9 protein-coding genes are annotated in these 13084 nt (G+C 61.1%); 5 read left to right on the forward strand and 4 right to left on the reverse strand.

The window, feature by feature from the left end; all coding sequences use genetic code 11:
* Positions 1-73: 73 nt before the first annotated feature.
* Complete coding sequence (gene alaS, locus JL474_RS05615) at positions 74-2701, reverse strand: alanine--tRNA ligase (RefSeq protein WP_203141213.1); 2628 nt, start codon at positions 2699-2701, stop codon at positions 74-76.
* A 208-nt stretch (positions 2702-2909) separates the two neighbouring features.
* A complete protein-coding gene (locus JL474_RS05620) occupies positions 2910-4127 on the reverse strand; it encodes a DUF5610 domain-containing protein (protein WP_203141214.1) in 1218 nt (405 codons plus the stop codon).
* Between the two features lie 161 nt (positions 4128-4288).
* Between JL474_RS05620 and JL474_RS05625 the strand changes: the two genes are divergently transcribed.
* Positions 4289-4774, forward strand: coding sequence for an RDD family protein (locus JL474_RS05625; protein WP_203141215.1), 486 nt, complete (start codon positions 4289-4291; stop codon positions 4772-4774).
* On the opposite strand, the gene lptG is transcribed toward JL474_RS05625, so the two are convergent.
* Both lptG and lptF read right to left on the reverse strand, forming a co-directional pair.
* On the reverse strand, positions 4771-5832 hold the full coding sequence (gene lptG, locus JL474_RS05630) for an LPS export ABC transporter permease LptG (protein WP_203141216.1): 1062 nt from the start codon (positions 5830-5832) through the stop codon (positions 4771-4773). The two genes, JL474_RS05625 and lptG, sit on opposite strands and share 4 nt — an antisense overlap.
* On the reverse strand, positions 5819-6931 hold the full coding sequence (lptF, locus tag JL474_RS05635) for an LPS export ABC transporter permease LptF (protein WP_203141217.1): 1113 nt from the start codon (positions 6929-6931) through the stop codon (positions 5819-5821). The genes lptG and lptF overlap by 14 nt, the downstream gene beginning before the upstream one ends.
* Before the next feature lie 235 nt (positions 6932-7166).
* On the opposite strand from lptF, the gene JL474_RS05640 reads away from it, so the two are divergent.
* The 4 genes from JL474_RS05640 (at position 7167) to JL474_RS05655 (ending at position 13083) form a co-directional block, all read left to right on the forward strand.
* Positions 7167-8645, forward strand: coding sequence for a leucyl aminopeptidase (locus JL474_RS05640; RefSeq protein ID WP_123635551.1), 1479 nt, complete (start codon positions 7167-7169; stop codon positions 8643-8645).
* Positions 8635-9111, forward strand: a complete 477-nt coding sequence (locus tag JL474_RS05645) for a DNA polymerase III subunit chi (protein ID WP_123635550.1) — start codon at positions 8635-8637, stop codon at positions 9109-9111. Before JL474_RS05640 ends, JL474_RS05645 begins: the two co-directional genes overlap by 11 nt.
* Before the next feature lie 200 nt (positions 9112-9311).
* Entirely contained in the window at positions 9312-12161 is a 2850-nt protein-coding gene (locus JL474_RS05650; protein ID WP_203141218.1) for a valine--tRNA ligase, read from the forward strand.
* Between the two features lie 16 nt (positions 12162-12177).
* Entirely contained in the window at positions 12178-13083 is a 906-nt protein-coding gene (locus JL474_RS05655; protein ID WP_203141219.1) for a ketopantoate reductase family protein, read from the forward strand.
* Position 13084 lies beyond the last annotated feature (1 nt).

A 13084-nucleotide genomic window follows, 5' to 3' on the forward strand; every position in this document is an offset into this window, starting at 1 on the left:
GGGTCTGTCCCCGGCTCGCCACGCTGGCGCAGCGCGGCGATTATAAAGGGAGTTCCGGGCGCTGGATACCGTTTCAGCGCGTCGCCTCTTCTACCCATCCGCTCACTTGGGAAAGCGCATCCGGCAGTTTCGACGGATCCGTTCCACCCCCCTGGGCCATATCCGGCCGGCCACCGCCTTTTCCGTCTACGGCCGCGGCCAGTTTCTTCATGATGTCGCCGGCACGGACACGAGCAGTCGCGTCCTTGGTCACACCGGCCACCAGGGTGACCTTGCCATCATCAACAGCAGCCAGGACCACGACGCCAGAGCCCAGCTTGTTCTTGAGCTGATCCGCCGTATCCATCAACGCCTTGCGGTCGGCACCCGGCAGTTCGGACGCCACGACTTTCAGGCCGTTTACCTCGATAGCGGATCCAGCGAGGTCGGCACCGGCCGAGCTGGCCAGCTTGGCTTTCAGCTGCTCCAGCTCTTTCTCCAGTTGGCGATTCCGGTCCAGAGTGGCTTCCACTTTTTCGATCACGCTGTCACGCGTGCCACGGACCAGACCGGCCACCTGACGCAAACGTGATTCGGTATCGTCCATCCAGGCCAGCGCGCCCTTACCGGTGACCGCTTCGATACGACGGACGCCAGAGGAAATGCCGCTTTCCGAGGTAATGCGGAAGGCACCAATGTCACCAGTCCGGGAGACGTGCGTCCCCCCACACAGCTCCACCGAGTAGCGGTCACGCCCCATGGTCAGGACGCGGACTTCATCGCCATATTTCTCACCAAACAGGGCCATGGCGCCCTTCTCCTTGGCGTCTTCCATGTCGGTGACTTCCACACCAACCGGTTCATTGGCGAGGATCTCGTCATTGACCAGGGCTTCGATGTCCTTCAACTGCTCTGGCGTCACCGGCTCGAAATGGGAGAAGTCGAAACGCAGACGATCGGCTTCCACCAGGGAGCCTTTCTGGGTGACGTGATCGCCCAGGATCTTGCGCAACGCCGCGTGCAGCAGGTGCGTTGCGGAATGGTTCAGGGCAATGGCCTGGCGGCGGGCATGATCGATGCGCGCATCCACCTCCAGCCCCGGAAACAGTTCGCCTTCAATGACGGTGCCGATGTGCAGGTGATTGGCACCGTCTTTCTTGGTATCCGTCACCTGGAAGCGGCCACCACTCCAGGTCAGTAGACCGGTGTCCCCCACCTGGCCACCGGACTCGGCGTAAAAAGGTGTCCGTTCCAGTACGACGACGGCCTCGTCACCGGTCTCCGCGTTCGCTTCCTCGCCATTCACCAGCACGGTGCGGATCGTTTCGTGGCCATCGATCTTTTCGTAGCCGGTAAATTCGGTACGGCCACCCAGCCCGGCCGTCGCGTTGTAGTCGATACCGAACTTGGACGCGGCGCGGGCACGCTCACGCTGGGCGTCCATCGCCTTTTCGTAGCCGTCGTAATCCAGCGTCAGACCGCGTTCCCGAGCGATGTCGTTGGTCAGGTCCACCGGGAATCCAAAGGTGTCGTACAGGGTAAAAATGGTCTCGCCGGGAATCTGGGTGCCCTTGAGCTCGGCGATGTCCTGCTCCAGCAACCGCAGGCCTTTATCCAGCGTGCGGGCAAACTGCTCTTCTTCCTGCTGGAGGACTTTCTCGATCTGCGCCTGGGTGCGCACCAACTCGGGATAAGCGTCCCCCATCAGCTCGACCAGAGCCGCCGTCAGCTTGTAGAAGAACGGTTCGCGGGCGCCCAGCTTGTTACCGTGACGGGCCGCACGACGGATGATCCGGCGCAGCACGAAACCACGCCCCTCATTGGACGGCATCACGCCGTCGGTAATCAGGAACGCGCAGGAACGGATATGGTCGGCGACCACCCGCAGGGATGCTTCCTCGGTATCGACACCGCCGAGGATGTCGGATGCCGCTTTCAGGAGATCCTGGAACAGGTCGATTTCGTAATTGCTGTGAACGCCCTGCAGCACCGCCGAAATTCGCTCCAGCCCCATACCGGTATCCACCGACGGTTTGGGCAGCGGTTGCATTTCGCCGTCCGCCGTGCGGTTGAACTGCATGAAGACCACGTTCCAGATCTCGATAAAGCGATCGCCGTCCTCGTCCGGAGAACCGGGCGGGCCACCGGCGATGTCGGGACCATGGTCGTAGAAAATTTCGGTACAGGGACCGCAGGGACCGGTATCGCCCATCTGCCAGAAGTTATCTGAAGCATACTGCGCGCCCTTGTTGTCGCCGATACGGATAATCCGGTCGGCTGGCACGCCCATGCCGTTGTGCCAGAGGTCGTAGGCTTCTTCGTCCGAGGCGTAGACGGTCACCAACAGCTTGTCCTTGGGCAAACCCAACCACTCATCACCGGTCAGGAAAGTCCAGGCGAACTCGATGGCTTCTTTCTTGAAGTAGTCCCCGAAGCTGAAGTTGCCCAGCATTTCGAAGAACGTGTGATGGCGAGCGGTGTAACCGACATTTTCCAGGTCGTTGTGCTTGCCGCCGGCGCGGACGCAACGCTGGGAGCTGGTGGCCCGGGTGTAGTCGCGTTTTTCACGGCCCAGGAATACGTCCTTGAACTGGTTCATCCCCGCATTGGTGAACAGCAGGGTCGGATCGTCGTGTGGAACCAGTGAGCTGCTGGGTACGATTTCGTGCCCCCGCTGCTGGAAATATTCCAGAAATGTCTGGCGCAATACTGCGGTTTTCATAGCCGTGTCCTGATCGCCTCGTCAGAAATTCAGTTCAAAAAAGTGAGTCGAGCCACAGGATTGGGGACCTTGCCCAATCCGGCACAATCGCCAAGGATAAGGGCGCTACTCTAGCACAGCCACCAGGGGTAAAAAACGAGAAACGCCGCCCAGTAGGCGGCGCTGACGGCATTTCCGGCAATTTGCCGGGGAGGTAGGGACTCCGTCGTTAATCAGAGGCTCCCTGACTCTCCTGATCCATCTCGTTTCCGGTGGGTTCGAGCGCGCCGATAATGGCCTTCCAGAAGTCCGTCATAAGGCCGGCGTTGTCGGATTCAAGCGCCTCGGGGCGGCCTCCCTGCAAATCGGACATCATACGGTCCATTAAACTTTCCAATGAGCCGGGATCGAGACCCTGCCCGGCAGCTTTGCCCGCCAGGGACTGGACATCCTGGGCCAACCCCGCCAGCGGCCGCAGCTGGCTGTTGATCGAGGGTTTGCCCGACACGGCCTCATACGCCGACGCCCGCACTGTGCGAGCAGAGGACAGGTTCAGACTGAAGCTGGCCAACTCTTCGCCATCCAGGCCCAACTGGCTTGCTGCCGAGAACGCCGACTGCACATCCCCGTCGAAGAACCGACCGGCGACCTGCTGGACATCCTCGAACAACGCGGTCAATGCCTGCCGTTCGCCGTCATCCAGCTGGCCTTGCACCGAAAACTGGTATCGCCCGGCGAACAGGCTGGCGCTGGTACTCTCGCTGGATGCACCGCCATCGCCCTGCTCGGTTCGGCTACTGGCGCCAGCGTAGCGGGTTTCATCCATGGCCACCGTGACGATATCGCCATCGGCGGTGCGCACCTGGAACGACAACTGATTGCGCGAGGACGCCTCGACGCTGTAACCGGAAACCGAAGAGGTTTCGCCAGCGCCTCCGTCACCCAGGTAGTGTTGCTGCAAACCATCGAGTCCGTCCTGGATCCGGGAGAAGCTGTCATCGATGTCGGCCGAGAGGTCATCGTTCATCATGCCCAGGGCCTCGATCTGGTCCCGGGCCTCGGAGAAGCCCTGGCTGACACCTTTACGGGCCTGCTCCAGCAGATTGGCCAGACGTTCGCTGTCGGCCCCGTTGCGGGCTTCCTGTTCCAGGCGATTCTGCACAAACCCCAGGACGCGACTGGCGACATCCGACGCACTGGGCGGTTCAAACGCATCCGCGGCCGGTTTCGACACCTGGCCGCCGCCCTGGCCCAGCGCCTGCTGAAGACGCTGTTCAAGCCGGGCACGCAACACACCAATGGCATCGTCCGCAGTGCGAATCCGCCCCTGCCCCTCAGCGCTTTGGTCGGCGGCCGGTTTACCGCGCGCCGACGACGCACTGGACGGGCGATCCGAATGATTTCGGTAGTTGGCATCGGAGCCGGGGATCGAAACCGGGGAAACCATGGCGCAGACCTCACAGTTTGGTAACAGCCACAACAGTGGCTGACATGATGACTGTTATGACGGCCGACCGGCCACAATCTTTAGGAATGTTTCGATATACTGGGACCGTATTTCAGGCCACGCCTGAATATCCCAATCGCCCATGCGCAACGGAGCTGTCAATGCCCCAGCCTTTTCATCCTGCCGATGAGCTGCTGCCACCTGCCACGTTCATCAAACGCCTGTTGGCGATGATTTACGACGGACTGATCTGTATCGCGGTGCTGATTGTCACAACGTGGATCTACACCATGTTGGCGGCCTGGATCATCGGGTTCGAGCAGTACAAGGCGCTTGCCGCGTCGGGCAAACTGTCGCCCGACCCGCTACTGACCTCGGTCCTGTTTGTTGTCCTGTTTGTGTTTTTTGGGTATTTCTGGACAAAGTCAGGGCAGACACTGGGGATGCAGGTCTGGCGGATACGGATCGAAAACCCGGACGGGACACCCATCCGCTGGTACCAGGCGTTGCTGCGCTACCTGATCGGCTGGGTGAGCTGGCTGACCGGCGGATTGGGCTATGTGTGGATGATCTGGGATAGCGAAAAACGCTCCTGGACCGATCGCATTTCCGAGAGCCAGGTGGTCCGGGTGCCCAAGGCACCCTAACCCGCTCGCCGCATCAGGACAGCCCCCACGATGGCGCTCAGCACGATGGGTGCGGCAATGGCGATCACCGGGCTGAAGCCGAAGACCACGCTCATCGGCCCCAGCAGATCCTGCATGTACTTGAAGATCAGCCCCACGATAATCCCGGTAAAGACCCGGAACCCCATGGTGACCGAGCGCAATGGCCCAAAGACGAAAGAGATCGCCACGAGCACCAGGACCGCAATAGCGACAGGCCCCAGCACTTTTTTCCAGAAGGCCAGCCAATAGCTCGTGGAGCTGAGCCCCTGCTTGTCGAGATAGGAACCGTAGGTGTACAGGCCGCTGATGGACAGGTTCTCGGGATCGACAATCAGAACACTCAGGACAGACGGCGACAGCTGCGAATCCCACCGCATCTGGTCGGCCGTCTTGCGAATGGTGCCCTGTTTGGAAAGCTCGGTCGTGATCACCCGTTCCAGCATCCAGTGGTCTTTCTCGTACGTTGCCTTGCGGGCAAAGCTGGCGCTGGTCAGATCGCGTTTGTCGTTGAAATGGAACAGCGATACCCCCAGCAGAACGCCGCTGGGCTGCACCACGTTAACGTGAATAAACGTGTTCCCCTCGCGATGCCAAAGACCTTCCGAGGACGCCACATTGCTCTCGCCGCCCCGCGCGATTTCCCGCTCACTCTGGGCCATTTTCTCAAAATGGGGCGCCACAAACTCCCCTAGAATCAGCCCGACGATCACGACCACGATGGTCGGCTTCATGGCAGACCAGACGATTCGGCGAATCGAGACGCCAGCCGCCCGTATGACGACCAGCTCTGAGGTGCTGGCCAGACTCCCGAGGCCGATCAGACACCCCATGAAGGCGCCCAGCGGCAGGTAATCATAGATGCGCCTCGGCAGCGTCAGAAAGATATAGGCAAGCACCTGCAGGGTCTGGTAATTCTTCTCGATGTTATCCAGTTCGTGGATAAACGCGAAGATCAGGTCCAGGGACAGCACCACCAGCATGACCAGCAGCGTCGCCCCGCCGACCGTCTTGATGATGTACCGATCAAGCTTTTGCATGGCCGCGCCCTTCCCTGATCAGCTTGCGTTTGCGCCACCAGGCCGTGCCGAACTGCAACCATGCCCCGACCGCCAGGAACAACACGTGCACCCAGGTCAGCCCCAACCACTCCGGAACCTGTTGCCGGGCAAGCGCATCCCGCGCCACGATCAGCAGTCCCAGATAGGTGATGTAAATCATCATGGCCGGCAGCAGATGGAAGAAGCGCCCCTGCCGGGGATTTACGCGGCTCAGCCGGACCGCCAGCAGTGTCACCACGGGCACGATCAGCGGCAGCGACAAACGCCAGTGGAATAGCGCCCGCATTTCCGGATCATCGGATCGCATCAGCGACAGGGTCGGAATGGCATCCTCATCGGCCCGCTCGTTGACGGAATCCGGGCCCTGTATCTTCAGGCCATAGGCGTCAAAGTGCGTGACTTTATAGTCCAGGTCCCCGGGGCGCCCTTCATAGCGCTGCCCATCTTCAAGGACGAGGAATCGGCTGCCGGTGTCCGGATCGACAAACTGGGAGCCCGCATCCGATGTCGTCATGGACAGACCGGAACCATCCTTTTTGAATTCGGCGATGAAAACACCGAGCAATTTCTGTTTGTCGTCGCTCAAACCTTCGACGTAGGTCACGCGATCGCCCGAAGAGAGGCTCTGGAAGCGGCCGGGCGACAGGAGTTCGAATTCCGTCGCTTTCTTCTGCTGATTGATGATGTCCTGGACTTTCTGCATCCCCCATGGCGAGAGGTACAGACTCATCGAACCGACCACAATCATCACCACCAGACTGGCCACCATTGTCTGCGCCAACACCTGACGATCGCTGACCCCGCAGGCAAACAGCACCGTCATCTCGCTTTCCAGGTACATCCGCCCATAAGCCAGCAGGATGCCGATAAACAGCCCCAATGGCAGGATCAGCTCCAGAAACCCCGGAAAACGGTAGGCCATGATGGTAAACAGCACGTCGCCGGCAATCTTGCCCGCAGCGGCATCGGCCAGATACTTGATGAAGCGGCCGCTCATGAACACGAGCAGCAGAACCCCGGACACCGCCAGCATGCTGACAAGGACCTGACGGGTCAGATAGCGGAAGATGATGTACAAAATGTCCCTTCCCAAACAGACGGATGGTGGATCGTCCACAGACCGCCGCTATTCTATTGGACCTTGCCGGTGAATGACAGGCACCTGAGGCCGGATAAGTCCATCATAGCCAACAACATTCGGCTTAACGTACACTTGGGTCACTCACTGCAGACACCGGCTACGGCCGGATGTCCCGGCTTCAGGCCACCCTGCTGCCCGGACCACCGATACGGAATCAATCAACGGAGCTGCCATGAAATACACCCTGAACAGCAAGTCCCTGACCGATATCAAAGCCGACTGCCTGGTCGTGTCCGTCCCCGAGAAAGGCGACTGGCCGGCCTCCACATCCGCGGCCGACGCCGCTCTCAACGGCATGCTCAAGGATTTGCAGAAAAACGGTGATATCTCAGGCAAGGCGGGCAGCAGCCTCATGCTCCCGCTGGCGGATCAGCCTTGGAAACGCCTGCTTATTGTCGGCAGTGGCAGCGAATCCCCCCAGCAGCCGGCGGCTTTCCGCAAGATGCTGAACGGCGCCATTGGGCGACTGAAAGACAGCCCGACCAAACACGCCCTGATCGCACTGGCCGATAATGAGGTGAAAGACCGCGACGAAGCCTGGAAGGTGTCGTTGATCGCACGGGTGACCGAAGAACAGCAGTACAGCTTCGGCGGTTTCAAGAGCAAAGCCGCACCCAAGCCACCCCTGGACAAGATGACCGTCGCCGCCTCGGCCAACGACAAGACGCTGAAAGCCGCCCTGGTCACCGGTGAAGCGGTCGGTCACGGCATGAGCTTTACCCGCGACCTGGGCAACACGCCCCCCAACGTCTGCCATCCGACCTGGCTGGCCGAACAGGCCCAGGCCCTCGCCAAAGAGCACGACGTTATCAAAACCGAAGTGCTGGATGAGAAGCAGATGAAGAAGCTGGGCATGAACAGCCTGCTCTCCGTGTCCGCAGGCAGCGCCCAGCCGGCCAAGCTGATCATTATGGAATACCGCGGTGGCAAGGCGAAGGACAAACCGCACGTCCTCGTAGGCAAAGGCATCACGTTCGATACCGGCGGCATCAGCCTGAAACCGGGCGAGGCAATGGACGAGATGAAGTACGACATGTGCGGCGCCGCCAGCGTGTTCGGTGCCATGCGCGCCATCGCCGAAATCAAGCCGGCTATCAATGTTGTGGGTATTGTGGCGTCTGCCGAGAACATGCCCGGAGGCAGCGCGACACGCCCGGGGGATATCGTCACCTCCATGTCCGGCCAGACCATCGAGATCCTGAATACCGATGCCGAAGGTCGCCTGGTGCTTTGTGATGCCCTCACCTACGCCGGCAAATACGAGCCGGAAACCGTGGTTGACATCGCCACACTCACCGGTGCCTGCATTATCGCCCTGGGCAAGGAGGCATCCGGCCTGTTCAGTAATAATGAGGAAGTGGCCGACCGCCTGCTGACGTCGGGTCAGAAGACCTGTGACCGTGCCTGGCAGCTGCCGATCTGGGACGAGTATCAGGCGCAGCTGGACAGCAACTTCGCGGACATGCAGAACATTGGCGGTCGCCCGGCCGGATCGATCACGGCGGCGTGTTTCCTGTCCCGCTTCACCAAGGACTACAACTGGGCCCACCTGGATATCGCCGGCACGGCCTGGCTTTCCGGCAAGGAGAAAGGGGCGACCGGCCGGCCGGTTCCGCTGCTGGTGGACTACCTGCTGTCCTATGTCAACTGATGCCGCAAGCCGGTCGGAAGGCCGGCACTGGTTCTACCTGCTGCCGCAGGATACCGAGTCGGCGCGCCTGCTCCACGCGGCGCGCCTGACGGAAAAGGCCTGGACCCAGGGGGACCGCGTCTGCCTGGTCTGCAATCCCGGTGAACAGATGCAGGCGCTGGATAACCTGCTCTGGCAATACAGCCCGGAGAGCTTCCTGCCGCACCGGCAACTGACCGAAGCCCACGACGCCTGCCCCGAACGGGTCGGGCTGCTGGCCGGTCACCCAGCGCCGGCCGATTGGGACACCGTCATCGTACTCGGCGACACCCTGCCCACCGACGCCGATCGCTTTCGCCGACTGGCCCTGATCGCCAGCAGCGATCCCAAGATTCTGAGTCGCGCGCGCTCACATTTCCGTCAGCTTCGTGAGCTGGGTATCGAACCGCGCGTTCACGATGCCAGAAAGGGTGCCCAACGGGCCTGACAACCTCTGACAACCTATGCATTGCCGCGCCAACACGGTTCGCCCGCGACTGGCACGCCATGTATAATCACCTGCCTCAACTTAATTGATGGAATCCCGAAACCATCCGATACCGGCATCGGCACTCTGCTTGCCTGCCAGACGGACTGCTTTCCCGGGATTCCCAACCATTTTCAACCCGGTACGAAGCAGAAACCTCCATGGAAAAGACTTACCAGCCCGAGAATATTGAGCGTCAGTGGTACCAGACCTGGGAACAGAACGGCTACTTCCGCCCCCGCGGCGAAGGCGACCCATTCTGTATCATGATCCCACCGCCCAATGTCACCGGCAGTCTGCACATGGGGCACGCGTTCCAGCACACCATCATGGACACCCTCACCCGCTTCCGCCGCATGCAGGGCCGCAACGCCCTCTGGCAGGTCGGTTCCGACCATGCAGGCATCGCCACACAGATGGTCGTCGAGCGCAAGCTGGCCAATGAAGAAGGCAAAACCCGTCACGACCTGGGCCGGGAAGCGTTCATCGACCGGATCTGGGACTGGAAGCAGGAGTCCGGCGGCACCATCACCCGCCAGATGCGCCGGCTGGGTAACTCCGTGGACTGGGACCACGAACGCTTCACCATGGACGACGGCTTCTACCGGGCCGTGCAGGAAGTGTTCATCCGCTTGTATGACGAAGGTCTGATCTACCGCGGCAAGCGCCTGGTCAACTGGGACCCGAAATTGCACACCGCCATTTCCGATCTGGAAGTGGAGAACAAGGAAGAAAAGGGCCACTTCTGGCACCTGCGCTATCCGCTCGCAAATGGCGAAACCACCCAGGATGGCAAAGATTATCTGGTGGTGGCCACAACCCGGCCTGAAACCATGCTGGGCGATACCGCCGTCGCCGTTCACCCCACGGATGAGCGCTACCAGCACCTGATTGGCAAGACCATCCTGCTGCCGCTGGTGAACCGCGAAATTCCCATCGTGGCGGACGAGCACGCCGATCCGGAGAAAGGCTCCGGCTGCGTCAAGATCACCCCGGCCCATGACTTCAATGACTACGCCGTCGGCAAGCGCCACAAGCTGCCGATGATCAATGTCATGACCCAGGACGCGAACATTCGCAGCGAAGCCGAAACTTTCGACAGCGACGGCACGCCGAACGCGGACATCGATGGCACCCTCCCCGCGGCCTATGCCGGCCTCACCCGGGAAGACGCCCGCAAACAGATCGTGGCCGATATGGAGGCCGCCGGCCTGCTGCACCAAGTGGAAGACCACGTGCTGAGCGTGCCCCGTGGTGACCGTTCCGGCCTGATCATCGAGCCGATGCTGACCGACCAGTGGTTCGCCGACGCCAAGACCCTGGCCAAGCCCGCCATCGAAGCCGTCGAAGACGGTCGCATCGAATTCGTGCCCAAGAATTACGAGAACATGTATTTCTCCTGGATGCGCGACATCCAGGACTGGTGCATCTCCCGCCAGCTGTGGTGGGGTCATCGCATTCCGGCGTGGTACGACGCCGAAGGCAACATCTACGTCGGTCGCGACGAAGCATCGGTCCGCGAGAAATACGACCTGGCCACCGATCTCAAGCTGGAACAGGACGCGGACGTCCTCGACACCTGGTTCAGCTCGGCGCTGTGGACCTTCGGCACCCTGGGCTGGCCGGAAGAAACCGAGCGACTGGCCACCTTCCATCCCACGGACGTGCTGGTCACCGGTTTCGACATCATTTTCTTCTGGGTCGCCCGGATGATCATGATGACCATGCATTTCATGAAGGACGAAAACGGCAACCCGCAGGTGCCGTTCAAGACCGTGTACGTCACCGGCCTGATCCGTGACGAACAGGGCAATAAGATGTCCAAGTCCAAGGGCAACGTGCTGGACCCGCTGGACATGATGGATGGCATCTCCCTGGACGACCTGCTGGAGAAGCGCACCGGCAACCTGATGCAACCGCAGCTGGCGCAGAAGATCGCCAAGCGCACCCAGAAGGAATTCCCGGAAGGGATCAGCGCCCACGGTACGGACGCCCTGCGCTTCACCCTCACCTCCCTGGCCACCACCGGCCGGGACATCAACTGGGACATGAAGCGCCTGGAAGGCTATCGCAACTTCTGCAACAAGCTCTGGAACGCAGCTCGCTACGTGCTGATGAACACCGAGGGCGAGGACTGCGGCGCCAATGACGAGCCGGTGGAACTGTCCCTGGCCGATCGCTGGATCATTAGTGCCCTGCAGCGCTGCGAGAAGGAAGTAACGCGTCACTTCGACCAGTACCGCTTCGACCTGGCGGCTTATGCCATCTATGAATTCATCTGGAACGAATACTGCGACTGGTACCTGGAGCTGTCCAAACCGGTCCTGACAGACGAGAACGCGTCGGCCGAAGCCAAGCGCGGTACCCGTCGCACGCTGGTTCGTGTGCTGGAAGCCGTGTTGCGCCTGGCGCACCCGATCATCCCGTTCATTACCGAGGAAATCTGGCAGCGCGTCGCACCGCTGGCTGGCAAGGCCGGCGACTCGATCATGTTGCAACCTTACCCGGCGGCCGAGGAAGGCAAGATCGACGCGGGCGCCGAGACCGACATCGAATGGCTCAAGGGCGCCATCGTGGCCGTACGCAACATCCGTGGCGAGATGAACATCTCCCCGGCCAAGCAGATTCCGGTGTTGATGCGTGGCCCCGAGTCCGACCGCGAACGACTGGAGAAAAACCGCAGCTTCCTGGTGTCCCTGGCCAAACTGGAAAGCCTGCACTGGCTGGGTGACGAGGAAGCGCCGATGGCCGCCACCCAGCTGGTCGGTGAGATGGAAGTGCTTGTACCGATGGCCGGCCTGATCGACAAGGCCGCCGAGCTGGACCGCCTGGACAAGGAGCTGGAGCGGATCAGCAAGGAGATCAAGCGCCTCGAAGGCAAGCTGGGCAATGACAACTTCACGGCCAAGGCGCCGGCCGAGGTGGTCGAGAAGGAAAAGGCCAAGCTGGCCGATGCCCAGAGCAGCCTGACCCGCCTGCAGGACCAGCGTGGCAAGATCGAGGCCATGTAATACAGGTGCCGCACCGATGACCGCAAAGGAACGCTCCCCGATCCTGATCATCGGTGCCGGTGCCATGGGCCGGCTCTGGGCCGGCCATCTTTCCCGCCACGCGTCGGTTCGATTGGCCACGCGCGCCGTCACCGACGCGACCCTGCGATACACGCTGGTTCATATCGGAGGCGATTCGGAACTCATCGACATTGGCCCCTCAGGTGACGCCAGTCCCGGTTGCGTGCTGGTCATGACCAAGGCGCCCGATGCCGAATCGGCCCTGGCTGCCGTTTCCAGCCACATTCCGCCCGACGTTCCCATTACCCTCTTCCAGAATGGCATGGGCAGCCAGCAAGCCATCGCCAGGCAATTTGCGCAACGCCCGGTGTTTGCCGCATCGACCACCGAAGGCGCCTACATCGATGACGACGGCCGCGTTCTCCATGCCGGCCGTGGCACCACGTGGCTGGGTCCGTTGACGATCAGCGCGCACGCCCTGATCAATACGACCATGGCCACGCTGCGCCTGAGCGGACTGGATGTTCAGAGCGATCCCGATATCGAAGGCCGGCTCTGGCAGAAACTCGCCATCAATGCCGGTATCAATCCCTTTACAGCCGTTCTCGACTGCGCCAATGGAGAGATTCTGGGCCATCCCTATTTCGAAGAACGCATCGGGGACGTCTGCCGGGAAGTGGCGGCGCTGATGCGGGCGTCGGGGCGCCCTGTCGAAGCCGCGACGCTGGAAGCACAAGTCCGCGACGTGGCGCGTCGCACGGCCGCCAACAGTTCGTCCATGCGACAGGACGTGCGCGTCGGCCGACACACCGAGATCGATATGATGAATGGCTTTGTGGTGCAGGCCTCAGTCATCCATGGCCTTGATGCGCCCGTAAATCGTGAACTCACAGACGCCGTGACACACCTGAAACAGGACTGAA

This window comes from Marinobacter mangrovi (assembly GCF_016798325.1).
Lineage (GTDB): Bacteria > Pseudomonadota > Gammaproteobacteria > Pseudomonadales > Oleiphilaceae > Marinobacter_A > Marinobacter_A mangrovi.

Excerpts from the sequence above, each read along its gene's own strand:
- alaS (WP_203141213.1), bottom strand. The coding sequence starts at position 2,701 with ATGAAAACCGCAGTATTGCGCCAGACATTTCTGGAATATTTCCAGCAG.
- JL474_RS05620 (WP_203141214.1), bottom strand. The coding sequence starts at position 4,127 with ATGGTTTCCCCGGTTTCGATCCCCGGCTCCGATGCCAACTACCGAAAT.
- JL474_RS05625 (WP_203141215.1), top strand. The coding sequence starts at position 4,289 with ATGCCCCAGCCTTTTCATCCTGCCGATGAGCTGCTGCCACCTGCCACG.
- lptG (WP_203141216.1), bottom strand. The coding sequence starts at position 5,832 with ATGCAAAAGCTTGATCGGTACATCATCAAGACGGTCGGCGGGGCGACG.
- JL474_RS05640 (WP_123635551.1), top strand. The coding sequence starts at position 7,167 with ATGAAATACACCCTGAACAGCAAGTCCCTGACCGATATCAAAGCCGAC.
- JL474_RS05645 (WP_123635550.1), top strand. The coding sequence starts at position 8,635 with ATGTCAACTGATGCCGCAAGCCGGTCGGAAGGCCGGCACTGGTTCTAC.
- JL474_RS05650 (WP_203141218.1), top strand. The coding sequence starts at position 9,312 with ATGGAAAAGACTTACCAGCCCGAGAATATTGAGCGTCAGTGGTACCAG.
- JL474_RS05655 (WP_203141219.1), top strand. The coding sequence starts at position 12,178 with ATGACCGCAAAGGAACGCTCCCCGATCCTGATCATCGGTGCCGGTGCC.